This is a genomic window from Colwellia sp. MEBiC06753, from assembly GCF_053470325.1.
The window spans coordinates 44674-65078 of the sequence record NZ_JBQMTM010000011.1 but is presented as its reverse complement, the minus strand read 5'-3'; the positions used below and the strand labels follow the sequence as shown (position 1 = coordinate 65078).

The 20405-nt window shown below is 41.0% G+C and carries 20 protein-coding genes; 3 read left to right on the top strand and 17 right to left on the bottom strand.

Features of this window, described 5'->3' with window-relative positions; genetic code table 11:
- Positions 1 to 35 precede the first annotated feature (35 nt).
- From ACOB82_RS10140 to zapE, 10 genes are all read right to left on the bottom strand, one after another.
- Positions 36 to 737: a cytochrome c1 gene (locus tag ACOB82_RS10140; RefSeq protein WP_448212934.1), complete on the bottom strand. Its 702-nt coding sequence runs from the start codon at positions 735 to 737 to the stop codon at positions 36 to 38.
- Positions 734 to 1996 carry a cytochrome b gene (locus tag ACOB82_RS10135; protein WP_448212871.1) on the bottom strand — a complete coding sequence of 421 codons (1263 nt, stop codon included), beginning with the start codon at positions 1994 to 1996 and terminating at the stop codon, positions 734 to 736. The genes ACOB82_RS10140 and ACOB82_RS10135 overlap by 4 nt, the downstream gene beginning before the upstream one ends.
- Complete coding sequence (gene petA / locus ACOB82_RS10130) at positions 1996 to 2586, bottom strand: ubiquinol-cytochrome c reductase iron-sulfur subunit (RefSeq protein ID WP_448212870.1); 591 nt, start codon at positions 2584 to 2586, stop codon at positions 1996 to 1998. The genes ACOB82_RS10135 and petA overlap by 1 nt, the downstream gene beginning before the upstream one ends.
- A gap of 288 nt (positions 2587 to 2874) precedes the next feature.
- Positions 2875 to 3267 carry a 30S ribosomal protein S9 gene (gene rpsI, locus ACOB82_RS10125; protein WP_448212869.1) on the bottom strand — a complete coding sequence of 131 codons (393 nt, stop codon included), beginning with the start codon at positions 3265 to 3267 and terminating at the stop codon, positions 2875 to 2877.
- A gap of 3 nt (positions 3268 to 3270) precedes the next feature.
- Positions 3271 to 3699: a 50S ribosomal protein L13 gene (gene rplM / locus ACOB82_RS10120; protein WP_448212868.1), complete on the bottom strand. Its 429-nt coding sequence runs from the start codon at positions 3697 to 3699 to the stop codon at positions 3271 to 3273.
- A gap of 225 nt (positions 3700 to 3924) precedes the next feature.
- Positions 3925 to 4323, bottom strand: a complete 399-nt coding sequence (locus ACOB82_RS10115; protein ID WP_448212867.1) for a hypothetical protein — start codon at positions 4321 to 4323, stop codon at positions 3925 to 3927.
- A gap of 111 nt (positions 4324 to 4434) precedes the next feature.
- A complete protein-coding gene (locus tag ACOB82_RS10110) occupies positions 4435 to 7566 on the bottom strand; it encodes an error-prone DNA polymerase (RefSeq protein ID WP_448212933.1) in 3132 nt (1043 codons plus the stop codon).
- Between the two features lie 11 nt (positions 7567 to 7577).
- A complete protein-coding gene (locus ACOB82_RS10105; RefSeq protein WP_448212866.1) occupies positions 7578 to 8987 on the bottom strand; it encodes a Y-family DNA polymerase in 1410 nt (469 codons plus the stop codon).
- A complete protein-coding gene (gene imuA / locus ACOB82_RS10100) occupies positions 8987 to 9682 on the bottom strand; it encodes a translesion DNA synthesis-associated protein ImuA (protein WP_448212865.1) in 696 nt (231 codons plus the stop codon). Before imuA ends, ACOB82_RS10105 begins: the two co-directional genes overlap by 1 nt.
- Before the next feature lie 128 nt (positions 9683 to 9810).
- Positions 9811 to 10926, bottom strand: coding sequence for a cell division protein ZapE (zapE, locus tag ACOB82_RS10095; RefSeq protein ID WP_448212864.1), 1116 nt, complete (start codon positions 10924 to 10926; stop codon positions 9811 to 9813).
- Between the two features lie 173 nt (positions 10927 to 11099).
- Here zapE and ACOB82_RS10090 point away from each other — a divergent pair, with 173 nt between their 5' ends.
- Together ACOB82_RS10090 and ACOB82_RS10085 are read left to right on the top strand one after the other, a co-directional pair.
- Positions 11100 to 11552 (top strand): YhcB family protein, encoded by a 453-nt coding sequence (locus ACOB82_RS10090; RefSeq protein WP_448212863.1) that lies wholly within the window; start codon positions 11100 to 11102, stop codon positions 11550 to 11552.
- 81 nt (positions 11553 to 11633) lie between these two features.
- Positions 11634 to 12989 (top strand): Do family serine endopeptidase, encoded by a 1356-nt coding sequence (locus ACOB82_RS10085; protein ID WP_448212862.1) that lies wholly within the window; start codon positions 11634 to 11636, stop codon positions 12987 to 12989.
- 113 nt (positions 12990 to 13102) lie between these two features.
- On the opposite strand, the gene yjgA is transcribed toward ACOB82_RS10085, so the two are convergent.
- Positions 13103 to 13615: a ribosome biogenesis factor YjgA gene (gene yjgA, locus ACOB82_RS10080; RefSeq protein ID WP_448212861.1), complete on the bottom strand. Its 513-nt coding sequence runs from the start codon at positions 13613 to 13615 to the stop codon at positions 13103 to 13105.
- A gap of 104 nt (positions 13616 to 13719) precedes the next feature.
- Here yjgA and pmbA point away from each other — a divergent pair, with 104 nt between their 5' ends.
- Positions 13720 to 15063: a metalloprotease PmbA gene (gene pmbA / locus ACOB82_RS10075; protein ID WP_448212860.1), complete on the top strand. Its 1344-nt coding sequence runs from the start codon at positions 13720 to 13722 to the stop codon at positions 15061 to 15063.
- Positions 15064 to 15136: 73 nt separating this feature from the next.
- Here pmbA and mgtE read toward each other — a convergent pair whose 3' ends face one another.
- The 6 genes from mgtE to ACOB82_RS10045 form a co-directional block, all read right to left on the bottom strand.
- Positions 15137 to 16495, bottom strand: a complete 1359-nt coding sequence (gene mgtE, locus ACOB82_RS10070; RefSeq protein ID WP_448212859.1) for a magnesium transporter — start codon at positions 16493 to 16495, stop codon at positions 15137 to 15139.
- A 447-nt stretch (positions 16496 to 16942) separates the two neighbouring features.
- A complete protein-coding gene (locus ACOB82_RS10065; RefSeq protein ID WP_448212858.1) occupies positions 16943 to 17218 on the bottom strand; it encodes an HPr family phosphocarrier protein in 276 nt (91 codons plus the stop codon).
- A complete protein-coding gene (gene rapZ / locus ACOB82_RS10060; protein ID WP_448212857.1) occupies positions 17218 to 18072 on the bottom strand; it encodes an RNase adapter RapZ in 855 nt (284 codons plus the stop codon). Before rapZ ends, ACOB82_RS10065 begins: the two co-directional genes overlap by 1 nt.
- Before the next feature lie 3 nt (positions 18073 to 18075).
- Positions 18076 to 18531 carry a PTS IIA-like nitrogen regulatory protein PtsN gene (ptsN, locus tag ACOB82_RS10055; protein ID WP_448212856.1) on the bottom strand — a complete coding sequence of 152 codons (456 nt, stop codon included), beginning with the start codon at positions 18529 to 18531 and terminating at the stop codon, positions 18076 to 18078.
- 3 nt (positions 18532 to 18534) lie between these two features.
- A complete protein-coding gene (gene hpf, locus ACOB82_RS10050; RefSeq protein WP_448212855.1) occupies positions 18535 to 18822 on the bottom strand; it encodes a ribosome hibernation promoting factor in 288 nt (95 codons plus the stop codon).
- Positions 18823 to 18849: 27 nt separating this feature from the next.
- Positions 18850 to 20355, bottom strand: coding sequence for an RNA polymerase factor sigma-54 (locus ACOB82_RS10045; protein ID WP_448212854.1), 1506 nt, complete (start codon positions 20353 to 20355; stop codon positions 18850 to 18852).
- Positions 20356 to 20405: the final 50 nt, after the last annotated feature.

Genomic DNA, 20405 nt, shown 5'->3' with positions numbered 1-20405 from the left:
TGCCCCCAATCAAATAATTTACTTAAGAGCGCTCACTAATGAACGTCTCTCCAGTATTCCTTCTTCAAGAAGTAAGAAAGGATAAATAGAATGATAAGGAAGCCGATAACCCACTTACCTAATTCTTTACGCTCTAATTTATTCGGCTCACCAACATACTCTAAGAAGTTAGTTAAGTCGCGAACGAACGCATCGTATTCTTGCTCGGTCATGGTACCACCAGTGGCTGGTGATAAATTACCATGCTCATCCATAGTGCGTACACCTTGCAAGTTTTGTAACACATGCGGCATACCAACATCTTTAAAGATCTTGTTATTCACATTAAATGGACGTGCCGGATCTTGATAGAATGAACGTAAGTAAGTGTAAATCCAATCAGGACTTCTAAAACGTGCTTCCAATGTTAAATCAGGAGGCGCAGCACCAAACCACTTAGCAGCTTCTTTCTTAGGCATAGTGTTTGTGATGTGATCTCCTACTTTTTCGCCTGTGTACATCCACTCTGCTTTGCCTTCTTCTTCATCAATACCTAAATCAGCAAACGTGCGATTGTAACGTTGGTATTGAAGCTGATGACAACCTAAACAGTAGTTGATATATGATTTAAAACCGCGCTTTAACGATTCTTTATCAGATAAATCATTACCCGCAGAATCTAACGGCAAACTCGGACCTGCTGCAAAGGCAAATACAGGAACTAATGCCAAAATGGTTAATAAAATCTTTTTCATTATTTAATCACCCTTTCTGGAACTGGCTTAGTTTTCTCGCCTTTAGAATAGAACCAAATAGCTACGAAGAAACCGAAGTAACCTAAACTTGCGATACGACCAATCAAGTTAGCAAGGTCAGATGCAGGTAACGTACCTAAAACACCTAACACAATAAAGCAGATAGCGAATTGCGTTAAGTTTAATAAGTGCCATTTACTACGGTAACGTACTGATTTAACTGTACCACGGTCGAACCAAGGTAAGGCAAATAACATACCGATAGCCGCAAACATCGCGATCATGCCTAATAACTTATCAGGTACAACACGTAAAATGGTATAGAAAGGACCAAAGTACCAAACAGGAGCAATATGCTCTGGTGTTTTCAAACCGTTAGCTGGTTCAAAGTTTGGCGCTTCAATAAAGTAACCACCACCTTCTGGCGCAAAAAACATAACCCAACAGAATAAGATCAGGAAGCCAGCAACACCCATAATATCTTTTACTGTATAGTAAGGATGGAACGGAACGGCATCAACAATATCATATTTGTCAGTGTATTGTTTGTGGTACTTAAATTTAGAAAGCTCTTCAGGTTTTACACTGCCTTTGGGTTTTTTAATATTAACGCCTTCTGGGTTATTAGAACCCACTTCATGTAGCGCTAAAATGTGTAAGAACACTAAAACAACAAGTACTAATGGTAAAGCAATAACGTGTAGTGCGAAGAAACGGTTTAACGTAGCGCCAGAGATAACATAGTCACCTTTGATCCAAATCGTTAAGTCTTCACCAATAACCGGAATCGCACCAAAAAGTGAAATAATTACCTGTGCGCCCCAGTAACTCATATTACCCCAAGGTAATAAGTAGCCCATAAACGCTTCAGCCATTAACACTAAGAAGATTAACATACCGAAAATCCACAACAATTCGCGTGGTTTTTGATATGAACCGTACATTAAGCCACGGAACATATGTAAATACACAACAACGAAGAATGCAGAGGCTCCAGTAGAGTGCATATAGCGTAATAACCAACCGTAATCAACATCACGCATGATGTATTCTACAGAGGCAAATGCACCTGCGCCTGACGGTTCATAGTTCATAGTTAACCAAATACCCGTTAGGATTTGGTTAACTAGTACTAACATGGCTAAAGAGCCAAAAAAGTACCAAAAGTTAAAGTTTTTCGGTGCTGGGTATTGAAGCACATGTTTATTCATCGCTTCCATCATAGGTAAGCGTTGTTCTATCCAAGCTAGAAAGTTATTCATTATGCGTCTCCCGGTGCAACACCAACTAATAAGGTGCCTTCTTTAGGGAAAGAGTGCTCTGGCACAACTAAATTAAGTGGTGCAGGAACGCCTGAGAATACACGGCCAGCCATGTCAAACTTTGAACCATGGCATGGGCAGAAGAAACCATCGGTAATACCTTCAACAATTTCTTCAAAGTCACCTTTGCGGTATGTTGGAGCACAACCTAAGTGAGTACATACACCTAATGCCACCAAATACTCTGGGTTAATTGAACGGTGCTGATTAGCGGCATATTCTGGTTGCTGAGGTTCTTCAGAATTCGGATCGCGTAACTGATCTTCATGCTTCGCTAAGTTTGCGATAACGTCTTCTGTTCGGCGAACCACGTAAACCGGCTTACCACGCCATTCTGCACGAACCAATTGACCTGGCTCAATTTTCCCAACATTGACTTCAACCGGAGCACCAGCAGCTTTCGCTCGGGCACTTGGGTTCCACGAACCAATGAAAGGCACAGCCACACCGACAACACCTACACCACCAACTACAGAAGTAGCCGCAGTGAGAAAGCGTCGACGGCCGTTATTAACGGGCGTATTGCTCATTCAATTTCTCCAATTTTATTAATACCTAATAACTATAGATTATTATTGTTTCTAGTTAAGAAGCAGCGCCTCTATTTATTAGGCAAACTAGCGACAAAAAAATTTTTATGATCATAATGAAAACCCCTTTTTTTTACAAGGTAATTCACTAATGTTTGCAGTAGTTTGTGAAAATAAGTGACAAAATATTTCTAAATTGCGCAAAGAACAATCACTACTAGGAAAGTAAAAACGATAGAGATAAAAAAACCGGCATGCAGCCGGTTTTTTGAAATAAACAACGTAATATTAACGTTTCGAAAATTGTGGCTTTTTACGAGCCTTGTGTAAACCAACTTTCTTACGTTCAACTTTACGAGCATCACGAGTTACAAAGCCAGCTTTACGTAAATCACCACGTAAAGTTTCGTCGAACTGCATAAGTGCACGAGTAATGCCGTGACGGATAGCACCAGCCTGACCTGACATACCACCACCAACAACAGTAATGTTGAAGTCGAATTTCTCTAACATTTCAACTAGTTCTAATGGTTGACGAACAACCATACGAGCTGTTTCACGACCGAAGTACTCAGAAATGTCACGTTTGTTAATAGTTATTGCACCGTTACCAGCTTTCATGAACACACGAGCAGTTGAGCTCTTGCGACGACCAGTACCGTAATATTGATTATCAGCCATTGCTTACAGCTCCAAAAGTTGTGGTTGTTGTGCAGCATGCTTGTGCTCAGGGCCAGCATACACTTTTAACTTGCGGTACATTTGACGACCTAAAGGACCTTTAGGAAGCATACCTTTAACCGCGAACTCGATAGCACGCTCAGGCGCTTTATCGATAAGCTTTTCGAAGCTAATTTGCTTCAAACCACCAGGGAACTCAGTGTGCGAGTAGTAAATTTTACCTTTCGCTTTGTTACCTGTTACTTTTACTTTCTCAGCGTTAACAACAACGATGTAATCGCCTGTGTCACAGTGAGGTGTATATTCTGGCTTGTGCTTACCGCGTAAACGGCTAGCAATCTCAGTAGCGATACGACCAAGAGTTTTGTTCTCAGCGTCCACTACAAACCAATCGCGTTCTACGCTTTCAGCTTTTGCTACAAAAGTTTTCATTTAAAAAACCCAATTAATAATGTTACTAAACATGATAACGCCCTAGCGTTATCGGTTCAAAAGGCTACGCAATTACCCCTTCGAGTATCGAGCCCGTTGCCTACTTCCGGGAAAGAAATAAGCTTTGTAACGTAGGGAGCGCAGGATTATACAGAAATTGATTTTAAAGATCACGTATAAATTTTAATCTTTTGATGGTTTTTCTGCTAAAAATTTCAGCATTGTTTAACTAAACAACACATTAATATTTGGTAAAATATCGATCGCATCTTGTGTCAACGCCTGTTGCCGCTCTTCTTCGGTTAATACACCTACGAAAGGGGTTTCACGTCTTAATCGCTTCATTCGCGGGCTATCTTCTAAAATAGCATTAATAAACAAAGTGTTGTCATCATATATTTCAATAATAGATAGCCAAGTGATATAAGCACTATATGATAGCCGGCCAGCTATTTTTCGCTGTTGAATTGTCTGCTTAACTGATGGTAAAAGTTCTGGGTGAGCTAATAATTTTTCCGCCATCGCTTTATGAATCACCCAAATTTGCTTATCAATATATTCATCCTTAATCCCGCGTTTTTTTATTTGGTAACGTCGTTGCCGCTTTTTCTGTTGATCTCGCATTCTGTTTTACCTAATAGTTACCTTGGCTTGTTTACGTTAGCCTTGTTTACATTAGCTTAGCCACGTTTGCTTAGTCGTGTTACTCAGATAATTTATTGGTAATGCTAGGGCCTAGTGAAAATCCCTCGATTGATATTCGAAGTCTTCCAATAACGGCGTTACATCGGTTAAACGCCCAGCAATAACATGAATAACATTTTGCTGTTTTTCTATCACGCCAACGACTTTTAATATTTTTGCAGATAAAAATGCCTGCTTTTGCGCCCTAGCTGTTGCTAGCCACACCACTACATTAATATTACCAGTCTCATCTTCTAATGTAACAAAGGTAACTCCTGATGCCGTGCCTGGACTTTGGCGTCCGGTTACCACACCAACTACAGTAACAATGGCTTGGTGGCGTATTGTTAGCAAGTCACTGGCTGATAGGCAATTTCCTACCTTCCCCGTTGATTTTAACAAAGTAATTGGATGTATACCTAAGCTAACCCCAGTAGATTGATAGTCCTCTATGAGGTTGTCAAAAGCACTTGGTTCTATTACATAGCGCTCTATAGGTTCATTAACTCCACTGACTAAAGTTGATGTTGCGCTACCTTCAACAGATTCAAGGGGAATATGACCAAATAGTGGTAGTTGATGCTCTCTATTTAATAAATGCCAACGCGTTGCATAGCGGTCACCGCCCAGAGCCTGTAAACAATTAGCACTAGCTAACGCTTCTAGTTGATCCTGACGAAGCCCTAGTTGATAAAGCTGGCTAAACTGAAGAAATCCTTGAACTGGTCGTTTCGCGATTATTTTCTCCACCGATGACTGGCTTAGCCCCTTCACTAATTTTAAACCTAAACGTAGCACCTTTGCATTTTCGGTTAATTGATGGTGCCAATCCGAATGATTAATACACGCTGGCAACACCTTTACATCATGACGTTGAGCATCTTGAATTAGCTGCGATGCCGAATAAAACCCCATTGGCAAACTATTTAACAACGCACAATAGAACACCTCGGGGTAGTAGTATTTCAGCCAAGCAGAAACATAGGCTAAAACCGCAAAACTAGCAGAGTGTGATTCAGGAAAACCATACTCACCAAAGCCACATATTTGCTCAAAAATACGCTCAGCAAAATTGATTTCATAACCTCTTTCGATCATACCGTTAATAAGCTTATCTTTGAATTTATCAAGCTCTCCGGTTTTCTTCCATTTACCCATAGCACGTCGCAGTTGATCAGCTTCTCCGCCAGTAAAGCCAGCAGCTACCATTGCCAGTTTAATCACCTGCTCTTGGAAAATCGGCACACCTAATGTTCGCTTAAGCACTGACTTAACCTGTTCAGATGGGTAAGTGACTTGTTCTTCCCCACTTCGTCGTTTTAAATAAGGATGCACCATACCTCCTTGAATCGGCCCTGGGCGAACAATGGCGATTTGCACGACTAAATCATAATAACTTGCCGGCTTTAACCGAGGTAACATACTCATTTGAGCACGTGACTCAATTTGAAACACCCCAACAGTATCTGCCTGCTTCAGCATATTATAAACTTGTGGGTCATCTGGCATTTTAGTGATTGTCGCAATTGATAACTGCTGCTGGTAGTGGTGTTTAATCAAATCAAAGCTACGACGAATAGCACTGAGCATGCCTAAAGCGAGAATATCAACTTTCAGTAATTCCAAAGCGTCTAAATCATCTTTATCCCACTGAATAACGGTGCGCTGTGCCATTGCTGCATTTTCAACTGGCACTAACTCATGCAACGGTCCTTTAGAAATAACAAAGCCGCCAACATGTTGTGACAAATGCCTAGGGAAGCCCTTAATTTCATTAACTAACTGAATAAATAGCTGTCCTTGGCGACTATGAGTATCTAAACCTAGCTCACTAATTTGCTGGTACCAAGGTTGCTGATTATCGCGACGGTTTATATTTTTTATAAAAAAATCTAACTGAGTTTCATTTATCCCCAAGGCCTTGCCGACTTCACGAATCGCACTTTTTAATCGATAAGTGATCACTGTGGCAGCAATCGCGGTGCGCTGACGACCATATTTTTGGTAAATATATTGGAAAACCTCTTCACGGCGCTGATGCTCAAAATCAACATCAATATCAGGTGGCTCTTTTCGCTCTAACGAAATAAAGCGTTCAAACAACACCGATATTTGTCTTGGATCAACTGAAGTTATTTCTAAGCAATAACACACCACAGAGTTCGCTGCTGATCCTCGTCCTTGATAGAGAATTTGCTCGCGCTTCGCAAACTGCACAATATCGTAAATGGTAATGAAAAAGTGTTCATATCCCAATTGAGCAATTAACGACAGTTCTTTGTTTATGGTCTGCTCAATCGCTACTGGCACGCCGTCAGGAAAGCGAAAGTTCTTGCCTTTTTCTACTAAGCTAGCGAGGTAATCTTTAGCAGTTTCACCTTGTGGAATTAGCTCTGCAGGGTATTCATATTTAAGTTCCGATAAACAAAAATGACAGCGATTGGCTATCTCTAAGGTTTCTGCCAGTGTCTGAGCATCAAATAATTTGCCAAGCTTTGGTAGAGGTCGTAAGCTCCTTTCGGCATTACTTAGCGCTGACTTACCCAGCTTATCTACGGTGTTACCAGTGCGAATAGCTGTTAATACATGCTGTAGCGGTAAACGTTGGGGCTTGTGCATCAAAGCGCAGCCCACAGCCACTATTGGTAACTGATATTGTTGAACCAACTGCTGACAATAACTTAGGTAATGGTGCTCACCTGAAACTAAATTGCGTGATTGTGCCAACCATAGCCGCCCTGAGTGATGTTTAACTAACCAATTTCCCCACCACTTATCAGCAACTTTATTACTATTAGGTTGCCACAACACTAGACAACGGCGAACAGATTTTAAGTCCCACTCTTCAAGCCGGTAACTGCCTTTTTCACAACGGCGACGACTATTCGTGATAATACGGCAAAGCTCAGCATAGGCTTTGCGATCAGGTGCCAGCAACGTTAGTGTCGCCTGATAGTTATCGGCTAAGCAAACTTTAAACATCGCTCCAACTATTAGCTTAAGTTTAAGCTGGTGCTGTTTAATGTGTTGATAAGCTCTAACTACCCCGGCAACAGAGCATTCATCAGTAATAGCTAACGCGCGATACCCTAAATCACTGGCGGTTTGCACTAATTCTTCAGGGTGTGACGCTCCCGTAAGAAAAGAGAAGTTACTCTGACAAATAAGCTCTGCATAAGCCATAGCCATAGCCATCAACCAAAATAACCATGAACAAACCAGGTCTGATCTGGCTGACGATAAAGCCAACACCAGCGCCCGCTTGTTGTTCTACCGATAAAGTAATCTCGAATAACACTTTGCTGCCACCAATGGCTTTCAATACGCTCAGGGCCAAACATTATGCTCACAGGTTCATCAACTTTAATCGGCGCAGGTAATAGATAACTAGGCCTGATTAGCGACTGCGCACTATCTTGTACCTTGTTTAGCTCGCCATTATCGTTTGCTGCTTTTAGCGCTTGCGCTTGTTCCGGTAAGTGACTGTCAGCACAGCCCAGTTGCCAAACATTAGCATCGCCCAATTTCGCTTGCAGTAAACTGATCAATACTGTTGGCGCTATAGCGTTTTTCCCTTGTTCAAATAATTGATTAACCTGATATTGCTTAGCTACCAAAACACTACATGATAAGTTAATAGCCACCACTGGCTGCTTTAATTGAACACTTTCCAGCTTTAACTCAATTAATTGCAACCAATGGCTTGCGCTATCACTGGGCTCAGCACTATTAACAGTAAGCGTCACCCCTTGCTCTTCTCGATAAGGAAAAGTCAGTAAAAGCTGCTGACTGGCCAGATTGCGTACTCGTAAATAGTGCTCTAATTTATTTACCATCCGCATAAGTGGCGGCTTAAGTGTTGAGACTTGCTTCACCTCATAAAGTAATTCAAGCGAGTCAGTAAATGCTGGGGTTGGCTGGTAGAATGTTAACGGTAAAACATAGCGCCCAGTAAGCTGACCAAATAGTAATAAGAACTCACTATCGAAGCGCTTGGCTAGCGCCTTAGAATCTAGCTTAATTAGCTGCGCAAGGGTTTTAATACCTAATCGCTGCAAAGCACAATGAAATTTTGATGGCGTAAATACCAACTCTACTGGTAATTGAGAAAATACCTGTTTAATTATACTGACGTCATCAGAAAGTAAATTTTTTCTAGCACGGGCAATTGCCCTTGCCATTGCTGGCTGTTCAGCCGTAGCGTAATAATAACTAACCCCAGCTACAGCTAAATTGTCAGTTAACGCTTGCCAGCATAGTGATAAGCTTTTATAAAGCGCCAGCATATTGCCAATGCCAAGATAAAGACCGTCTGGTTGATCAAAGGCAATATCAGCAACCCATTGGTACAAGTTTTCAGCTACCCCCTTAAGTTGCTTATTCTCGACAGAAACGTCATAGGGTAGCACCTGCACATGGCGACACATAGCACAAGCAGTTGCTAATCCCATCCCAAGGCGAATACCTACATTTTGCGCCGCTTGATTCAGTTGTACCACTTGATTGGCTTTTGCATCAACAATAATAAGCGCTTGCTGTTCCGCCTCTTGAATGAACAGGCTATCTAACTGCAACTGGGGAAAATAAAGGTATAGCCACAACATCAGTTAGCACTTTGTCTGTTCGCCGTGGAAGCTGAGAGTGCTGAGAACGCAATTACATTATCGGCCAAAGGTAGGTGAACAAAATCAGGCCAGCGTTTAGCCATATTTAAACCAAAAAATTGACTAGGTTTGCCTGCTTTACAGCGATTAACTTTAACATTAAGCCCATATTCTATTGCTTCAAACGTGAGGCTCAATGCAACCGGTAAGTTATAACTAGCTTGCGGTTGGCGATAAATAAGCAGGCTAGCTTGACCTTGCTCAGCAGCAAGATTTAGTCGACGCACCTGAAACACTTCAAAACTTTGATGCCACAGAACAACACTTGCACAACAACCACTTTTCAAACATTGTTCAGCACACCAGAGCGCCTCACTTGGTTGAGGTGTTAACAGCAAGACATTGTCGATATTAATTTGGTTATGACGGAGAAACTCACTGCCAATCATTGCTGGCGGGGCAATAAATACCAATAAACCTTTGTGCTGCTGTTGCTGCAAGTAAGGTAAAAACACTCGCAATTCACCAATACCATTGGCAGTGCGTATTTCCACGACTCCCGTTTCTGGTATGCCACCACCAATTTTACTGTCCAGCTCTGGGTAACCCGAAGCACAAACGTGCTGCTTTTGCTGCTGTATCACTCCCTGCCATAGCCATTGGCGATTATGTAAAGTATCAAGTAACGACTGCATAACAACACCGATTTATACTGTTTATTTATACAGTATAAATCGGTGTTGTTAATTATTCAAATACAAAAAAGCTCTGCCGTGGCAGAGCTTGCTAAGCTAAAGAAAATAAAGAAACTTAATCTTAAAAGCTAAGGTAAATGCTCACTCGCTAAATAATCGCGCGACTGCATTTCTTGTAACCGACTTAAGCAGCGCTTAAATTCAAACTCCAAACCACCATAGCTATACAAAGCTTCCATGCTGGTTTCGGCGGAAATAATCAATTTAACTTTACGTTCATAAAACTCATCAATCAGGGCAATAAAGCGTCTGGCAGCATCATCGCAATCGCGATTCATTTGTTTTACATTAGCCAATAGCACGGTGTGATAAACTTTACTCAACTCCATATAATCGCTTTGACTTCGCGCACTTTCACACAACTCACTAAATTCAAATTGTACAACACCATCAGATTCTTGAATGCTGGTTAAGCTACGATGATTAATGGTGATTTTTTTACCTTGCTCTCCGGCTTCCACCGATAACTGATTGAAATATTTATTTAAGTTTTCACTTGCCTGCTTATCTAACGGATGATGATATATTTCCGCCTGCTCTAAGGTTCGCAATCGATAATCAACGCCACTATCAACATTAACCACTTCACAATGTTGGTTAATCAAGTTAATTGCCGGTAAAAATCGCGCTCGCTGCAAACCATTTTTATATAAATCGTCAGGAATAATATTCGAGGTCGCCACTAATGTGACGTTATGTTTGAATAACTCTTCAAACAAAGTGCCTAAAATCATGGCATCAGTAATATCAGAAACAAAAAACTCATCAAAACAAATAATGCAGGTTTCATCGGCAAAGCGCTTAGCAATTATTTTTAAAGGATCTGACTGTCCACCTAAGCTTTTCATCTCTTCATGCACACGGTGCATAAAACGGTGAAAATGAACCCGCATTTTATTTTCAAATGGTAAGCAGTCAAAAAAAGTATCCACTAAATAGGTTTTACCACGGCCAACCCCGCCCCAGAAATATAACCCTTTAATGGTTTTGGTTTCTTGTTTAGCCACCACCCGCTTCCAACGATTAAACACTTTTTTAAATCCAGTCACCGGCAGCGGTTTATTTTGAAAGTCTTCAAATAAGCGCTGTAAATGTTTTACCGCATTTTCTTGAGCTTGGTCATATTGAAAATCATCACGCTGTAAATCATTTTGATATTTTTCTAAAGGTGAGAGATGGATCATTACGTCGGTTTTTCCACTGTGAAATCTGACTGAAAATAGACAATTGCGCTTGAAAAAAAATAATTAGCAAGCATATTCGCTATATCAGACAAATAATTAACGCTATATTTAGCTTATATCTTTGACGATATTTTCACTAATTTTTCAACTGAATACAACGAGGAAACTGCTATATGACTGCTGTAATGACTATTGTTCTTTTATTAATTGGCGGTGGCATAGGCTTTGTTGCTGGCCGATTTTTATCTGCATCATCAAAGGAAAATAAGCAACTAACTGATCAAATTCAACAAAGTGAGGCGGCATTAAGCCAATATCAAAATGATGTTGCTGCACATCTTGAAAGTTCTGCGCAACTTTTAGCAAAAATGAATGAAACCTGCCAAGTTGCGATGAAACAAATGGAAGAAAGCACGTCATTACTGCAACGTGCTACACCACAAGATGCTGATGTTATGCCATTTTTCTCACAAGAAACCCAAGAGCAACTGGCAGAAACCGTTAAGTTAAGACACGAGAAAAAAGCTGCAGTTGATGAAAGTGTTACTGAAGCACCACTTGATTACTCTGGTCAAGCAAGTGGCTTGTTTGGTGATAAGAAACAAAGTGTTACAAATGCCGACTAACAAAAACCTGAACTAATGGGGAACGACTTAGTCTGTTATTGAGTATCTATGCTTAATTCATTTTAAGGAGTAATTTTAAGTATGAGCAAACTGTCTATTGTTATCAGTGCTGCATTAATTTCTAGCTCTATAGCCCTTGCTGGTGCACCAGCTTATGCCAACTTACCTACTGCTATTGGCGGTACAGAATTACCCAGTTTAGCGCCTATGCTTGAACGTGCCACACCAGCAGTGGTCAGTATCTCTGTTAAGGGGACACACGAAGTTGAGCAACGCGTACCAGATGCCTTTAAGTTCTTTTTTGGCAACCCAAGAGGTGGGCAACAACCGCAAGAACGACCATTCCAAGGCTTAGGCTCAGGTGTCATTATTGATGCTGACGAAGGTTATGTCGTCACCAACAATCATGTTATCGCCGAAGCAGATGAAATTTTAGTTACCTTAAAAGATGGCCGTCAGGTTGAAGCGAAAAAGATCGGCAGTGATGAAGAAAGTGATATTGCATTACTGCAAATTGATATTGATGACTTAACTGAAATCAAAGTGTCAGATTCAGACCAGTTACGCGTTGGTGACTTTGCCGTTGCCATTGGCAGCCCTTTTGGTTTAGGGCAAACGGTCACTTCAGGTATTGTCAGTGCGTTAGGTCGTAGCGGCTTAAACATTGAAAACTTTGAAGACTTTATTCAAACCGACGCTGCCATCAACAGCGGTAATTCAGGTGGTGCATTAGTTAACTTACGTGGTGAACTTATTGGTATCAATACTGCCATATTAGGCCCTAATGGTGGTAATGTCGGTATTGGTTTTGCCATCCCTAGTAATATGGCCAAAAACTTAATTAACCAAATTATCGAATTTGGTGAAGTGCGTCGTGGCGTACTGGGTGTTGCAGGTCGAAGCGTCAACAGCGAAATTGCTAAAGCAATGGAGTTAGAAACCACCCAAGGTGGCTTTATTGAGCAAGTATCTCCTGACTCTGCCGCCGCCGAAGCAGGCCTAAAAGCCGGAGATGTTATCACTAAAGTCAATGGCAAGAAAATCAAAACCTTTGCTGAGCTACGTGGAAAAATTGGCTCTATTGGTGCAGGTAAAACCGTTAAATTAAGCGTATTTAGAGACGGGAAAGAAAAGCAGTTTAACGTCAAGCTTAAACAAGCTGAATCAGCCAATGTTGAAGCAGCAACCATGCACCGCATGTTAGAAGGTGCCGAGCTTGATAACCAAGCTGATGGTAAAGGGGTTGAAATTACCAGTGTCGAACGTGGTAGTGCCGCAGAAGCTGTAGGTTTAAAAGCAGGCGATTTAATTACCGGCATTAACCGTACGCGCATCAGCACTATTGGTGAACTGCGAAGTTACTTAAAAGACAATAAAGGCGTATTAGCACTCAATATTGTTCGCGGTAATCGCACTATGTATTTAATGATCCGATAGCTAAATAGGTGTTATACCACTTAAAATAAATACAACTTAAAAATGGAAAAAAGCCCAATCAATGATTGGGCTTTTTTATTCAGTTAAGACGAGGCATAGTTTTCAATTAAAGCTTAGCGAGAAAACTCTTTAATGTAAGCAATTAAGTTTTTAACGCCTTTGCCTTTTTTCTCTGCCGCAACTTCTTTCGCTGCCTGCCTGACTAATTGCCGTAATTTTTGACGCTCCATGGTAGGGGTTTCAGTTAATAACGACTCAATCGCATCGTTACCACCAGCAATTAAATCATCCGCCATTTGTTCATATTTGTTTTGTAATAACGTTTGCTGCTGATGTTTATTATTCAAGACATCAAGCGCCGCTTGAATGGCATCCTTATCCGCTTCTAATAACAATTTGGCGACGAAACGCGCATGACGCCTTAAGGCATCAGGCTTAGTGATAATTTTATCTGCCAACACCATAGCATCTTGCATATCTTCATTTAATGGCAGTTTATTACGCTTACTTTTAGGTAAACGCATTAACATTAACGCAAAATCTTGCAATTGGTGCATTTCACGTTTTACATCAGTTTTACTTTTATCTTCATCGAATTCATCGATATCGTGTTCTAAGTGGTGCATAATATTGGCATTAATTACATTGTTGCCCGCTATTATACAAAAAACCTGCAGGGAAACACACAACAACGTCGTATTCAAATGCGCCGAATAATCGGATCGATCAAATGAAAGAAGTAGACAGCATCAACAATCAACTTGAACATGTTAAAAATCGCGTAGCTAACACCTTATCGTTAGCAAAAGAGCTTGGAGCCGACAGCGCAGAAGTTGCCATGAGCCGCCAGCAAGGCCTAAGCGTAAATACCCGCATGAGTGAAGTTGAAAATGTTGAATTTACCAATGACGGTGCCTTAGGAATTACTGTCTACAAAGATGGTCGTAAAGGCAGTGCCTCGACCGCCGATTTATCTGAGGAAGCATTAAAAAACGCGGTTAAAGCTGCTATTGATATCGCCAAATACACTTCTGTTGATAGCTGTGCTGGCTTAGCAGATAAAGATCGCTTGGCGATGACCCCCGAAGATTTAGATTTATATCATCCTAAAGCTATTTCAACTGAGCAAGCCATTGCCCTAGCTACTGAATGTGAGCAAGCGGCCTTTGATGCTGATAGCCGAATTACCAACTCTGATGGTGCAACATTCGCTAGCTTTGAAGGCTTTAAAGTATATGGTAATACCCATGGCCAATTGGTGGGTTACCCTAGCACACGTCATAGTTTAAGCTGCGTTAGTATCGCCACCGATGGTGACGATATGCAGCGAGATTATGCCTATACAGTTAATCGCGATTTTGACTTACTGACATCAGCCAAAACTATTGGTCAAAATGCCGCGCAAGAAGTTATCTCTCGATTACATGCACAAAAGCTCAGCACTCAAAAAGTGCCAGTATTATTTAGAGCGGATATCGCTAATACCATTTTTGGTCACTTTATTGCCGCAATTAGTGGCGGCAACTTATATCGTAAATCATCATTTTTACTTGATGCCTTAGGCCAGCAAGTTTTTCCTGAGCACTTAACTATAAATGAGCGCCCACATATCAAAAAAGCATTAGCAAGTGGCGCATTTGATAGTGAAGGTGTTGCCACCATTGACCGTGAAATTATTAAAGACGGCGCATTAGCAACCTATCTACTCACTAGCTATTCTGCACGTAAACTTGGCATGGCAACAACCGGTCATGCCGGTGGTATTCATAACTGGTTAATCACCGCCAATGGTGGCGATTTTGATGCCATGCTTGCCAAACTCGGTACTGGTTTATTGGTCACAGAATTAATGGGGCAAGGGGTTAACGTGGTTACAGGTGATTATTCACGTGGCGCTGCGGGCTTTTGGGTAGAAAATGGTAAAATTGCTTATCCGGTGGCTGAAATTACCATTGCTGGCAAATTACAAGATATGTTCAAAAACATTGTCGCAGTCGGCAGTGATACCGATATGCGTGGCAGCATTCGTACTGGTTCGTTGTTAATTGAACAAATGCAGATTGCTGGTAACTAGTCAGCAATTTATCTCACTCTTTAATGCCTCGCTTATTGTCACTCAGTGACTTAAAAGAGTAAGAATAGAAGTGCTATGTTAGCAATAACATCGCTGTGCCAAGGAAGGCAAAAATACCAACGACATCAGTTATCGTTGTTAAAATAACACTACCTGCCAACGCTGGATCTATATTCATCCGCTTTAATAATAATGGGATTAAAACCCCTGCCAAACCAGCAGCGGTTAGGTTCATTAGCATAGCAAAGGCAATTACCCCGCCTAACATTAAATCTTGCTTCCAAATAGCAACAACACTGGCAATTAGCACCGCCCAAATTAAACCATTTAGAAAGCCAACCGCTAACTCTTTATACAATAACGAACGGGCATTACTGTCACCAACGTGCCCTAGCGCAATACCACGAATAACTAGGGTTAAAGTTTGATTACCGGCGACCCCGCCCATGCTAGGCACTAATGAATTTAATACAGCTAAGATTGCCAATTGACTAAACAAGTCTTCAAACATGCTGGTAACAGCAACAGCAAGTAAAGCGGTAACTAAGTTAACACCAAGCCAGATTGAGCGCTGACGAGTACTTTTCAGCACAGGAGCGAACGTATCAGCCTCATCATCTAAACCAGCCATACTCATTAACGAGTGTTCTGCATCTTCACGAATAATATCAATGACGTCATCAATGGTAATACGGCCGAGCAACCGGCCTTCTTTATCAACAACAGGGGCAGAAATCCAATCGTAGCGTTCAAATAGCGCTGCAACATCATTTTCTGGCATTTCTGGTGGTACTGCCTCAATATCCTGATCTATCAGGGTATTAACTACAGTTTCTGGCTTAGAGGTGACAATACGTGACAACGAAACCGCACCAATAAAGCGATTAAAGCGATCGACTACATAAAAGCTATCGGTTGCTTCAGGCAAGTCGCCTTTTAGCCGCAAATACCTTAATACCACATCGACTGAAACATCAGGGCGAATAGTAATGGTGTCGGTGTTCATAATACCGCCGGCGGTATCTTCCTCGAAAGAAAGTGCGGTTTCTACACGGGCTCGATCTTGAATATCCATGCTATTAAGCACTTCTTGATACACCGCATCAGGCAATGTTCGAAGTACTTCGGCAATATCATCAATATCCATGCCTTCTGCAACCGCAGCCAGCTTTTCAGGGCGCATACTTTTTAATATGCCCTTACGTACTTCCTCATTTAACTCTTCAAGCACGTCACCTTGTAAATCGTGATCAATGAGCTGCCAAATTAATGGTCGGCTTTTAGCGGTAGATGATTCTAAAATTAATGCGAGATCGTAGGCGGGCAAGGTTTGCAATAAATTCCGAACATACACGAACATACCACTGCCAAGAGCTTCATTAACTTCTTGCAGTCGTTGTTGAATTAAATCTTGTTCTGAAATATCCGGCATAAATCACCCTGCACGGCAAAAATTCGTACTGACACTGATTAAATAGTGACGATTAAATGAGAAGTCACTGCCGACAGTTTATCTATGTTTTATGTAAAAATGACGACAGTGATTAGAGCGTGTTGAACTTTGCGATATAAATTTTGTTCGAATTTAATGGCTTTTAATCTAGGCACACCAAGTGAAGTTTGGTTATTCCAAATAAATGCGGTGTAACAACGAGTAAAAGCCATTAAAACGAATCGATAGACAGTGTCAATTGAGCTTATCTACTGCGTTTTCGCTTATTTATGTGGAATAACCACATTATATAAGCTCAGCCTTGTATATAAACTCAGTTGATTACTGCAAAATCATACAGCAAAGTTCAACACGCTCTTATTAAGTGTATATGATTGAGGGATGTTTTTCAGCTACTTTTTAGCTAAGCGTAGGATTTAATAGTAATTATTCAGCTTCATCAAAACGCTGACTAATCAGTTGGCAAATGCTAGTCAAGGCATGTTCGGCATCATCGCCATCAGCAATTACCTTCACTGTTTTCCCTTGGCCGCCCGCCAATAACATTAATGCCATAATGCTATTAGCATCTGCCGCGTTGTCACCAAGACTCACGGTAATACTAGAATTAAATTGCTGGCTTAGCTGCGCTAACTTCGTTGCCGCTCTGGCATGTAAGCCAAGCTTATTGATGATTTCTACTTCTTTTTCTAATACAGGCATTAGGTACTCTTAATATCGATATCTCTATGGCGAGATTGGACATCGTCACGCTCTTTTCTAAAGTTACTGGCAAGTAGTTCTGCAATATAAACCGAACGATGTTTACCGCCAGTACAACCAATAGCTATGGTGACATAACTACGGTTATTACGTTCTAAGTGTGGCAACCAAGTCATTAGAAAACTATTAATTTGCCAAACAAATTTAGTGACAATTGGCTGGCTGGCAAGAAAGTCTCGAACGGGGGCATCAAGGCCGGTTTGGGTTTTTAACTCTTTATCCCAAAATGGGTTAGGTAAAAACCTCGCATCAAAGACATAATCGGCGTCTGCTGGAATACCATGTTTAAAACCAAAGGATTCAAACACCAACACCATAGAGCCTGTTTTCTTACCTAAAATACGTTCACGCACAAGATCTGATAACTGGTGTGGCGATAACTGGCTGGTATTGATATATAAATCAGCGCGGGTCGATACTGGCTCTAGTAATTTCTTTTCTAACGATATTGCCTGATCGAGGGCGATATTTTGTCGAATAAGTGGATGCAAACGGCGGGTTTCGCTAAAACGTCTAATCAGATCATTATCATTTGCATCAAGGTAGAGTACCGTTAGTTCAACCGCTGATGGCAAATAATCAATAATTTCTTTTACATCATTAGGATCAGCAGGAAGGTTACGCACATCTAAACTTACAGCTACGGTATCGTAGTCATTAATAACCGTGTGAGTTAGTGCCGGCAATAAATTAACCGGGATGTTATCTACGCAATAGTAGCCTAAATCTTCCAGCACTCTTAGTGCCACTGACTTTCCTGACCCTGAGCGGCCACTTACAATAATTAACTTCATGGCTTACTCTTGAGCATCACTTATGATTTGGTAAAGCTCATGATTGTCTCGGCAACGTCGAATTTGTTTGGTTAATTGTTTATCACTAAACAGCTTGGCAATACTTTGCAGGGTTGATAAGTGCTCTTGGCAGCAATCTTCAGGTACAAACAACGCAATAAAAATATCAACTGCGCGGTTATCTATTGCATCAAAATCTACTGGCTGCTCTGAGGTCATTAATACAGCAACCACATGATGAGTCCCCGTTAAACGTCCATGAGGTATGGCAATGCCATTCCCAATACCCGTGCTACCCATTTTTTCACGTTCCATTAAACTTTCTAAAAGCTCAAAAGTAGAGTGTTCAGGAATGCGATGCGTCGCTACTGCACAAATTTGTTCGAGGATTTTCTTTTTACTTTGAATTTGGACTGCACAGGATGTGCAGTCCTCGGTGAGTATATCTTGCAGCTTCATAAGTTAATGCTGGGTTATCTTACCTTTGTATTTAAGAATTTGACGATCTAACTTATCAATCAGTGAATCTATTGATGCGTACATATCTTGGTTTTCTGCTGAGGCATGCACTTCAGAACCATTCAGGTGAACCGTCGCTTCTGCTTTTTGCTTTAATTTTTCTACTGTAAGAACGACATACACATTATTGATGTGATCAAAGTGCCGCTCTAGCTTTGCAAACTTGGTGTTAACGAAATCGCGTAATGAATCTGTCACTTCCACATGGTGGCCTGATAAATTAATTTGCATAAGCTCTTTTCCTCATTGCTTGATTACTTATAGTAAACTTTTTCTTTGATTTGACGGTGGAATAGATAAAGACTCTCGGTATTTAGCTATAGTCCGTCTCGCCACATTAATGCCTTGTTCGGCCAGCAACTCTGCCATTTTGCTATCACTTAATGGCTTCGAAGGTACTTCTGCTGAAACAAGTTTCTTTATTAATGCTCTGATAGCTGTTGATGAACATTCCCCCCCGTTTTCAGTACTTACGTGACTTGAGAAGAAGTATTTCAATTCAAAAATACCTCTTGGTGTGTGCATGAATTTTTGCGTCGTTACCCGCGAGATCGTTGATTCATGCATATCAACCGCTTCCGCAATATCATTCAACACCATAGGTCGCATAGCCTCAGGGCCATATTCAAAAAAACCTTGCTGGCGTTGAACAATACAGTTAGACACTTTTAATAGCGTTTCGTTGCGACTCTCTAAACTTTTTATAAACCATTTCGCTTCTTGCAGGTTAGCACGAATAAATTGGTTATCATCTGATGACTTCATTGTTTTGGTCATGGCCGCATACTGTTGATTAATCGACAGTTTTGGCGCAGTACTTGGGTTTAGTTCAACCACCCAACGACCATTTTTCTTTTCTACGGATACATCAGGGATAACATACTGATCATCGCTTTTAATGACGGCATCACCAGGGCGAGGATTTAACGACTGAATTAAACGAATGACTTCACGTAATTGGTCTTCTTTTAATTTCGTCTTCCTCATTATTTGACGATAGTCACGATTACCCAATAAATCAATGTGCTCAGAAATGATTAATTTACTTTCCGCTAAATAAGGCGTTTCTTTGTCAAATTGATTCAATTGAATCAGTAAACATTCAGGTACTGAACGCGCAGCCACACCTACTGGGTCAAACATATTTACCCGTTTAAGTACGGCTTCGACTTCATCTAATTCAACATCGTCAATGCCAATACTTTCTAAAATATCTTCTGCTGATACGGTCAAATAACCGGCATCATCAACAGCATCAATTATCGCCATGGCAATGGCTTCATCAGTTTCTGTAAACGGGGTTAATTCCATTTGCCAGCGTAAATGATCTTGAATCGACTCTGTTGTTTCGCCTTGATAAACATAGTCATCGCTGCCAGATGTGCCAATACCAGAACTAGAAACCCCTGCACTAAATGAGTCATCCCACGTAGAATCAACACTTAACTCTTCTGGAATATCATTTTTTTCCATCGCATCGGTGGTGCTAACTTCATCGGCGCTTGGCGCAGCATCTTCACTACCATCACTATAGTTTTGCTCGGACTGAGCGCTGGCTGAATATGACGCTTCTTCAATGCTGGTATTATTATCGTCTTGGTTATTGCTAGACTCATCCACTTCTAACAATGGATTGCTTTCAAGCGCTTCCTGAATTTCTTGTTGTAAATCAAGCGTCGATAATTGTAATAACTTAATCGCCTGCTGAAGCTGAGGCGTCATGGTAAGTTGTTGACCAATCTTAAGTTGAAGTGATGGGCGCATCGAGTATTTACAAGTCCTATTGTTCTAATTTAGCTTTAAACCAATTTAGC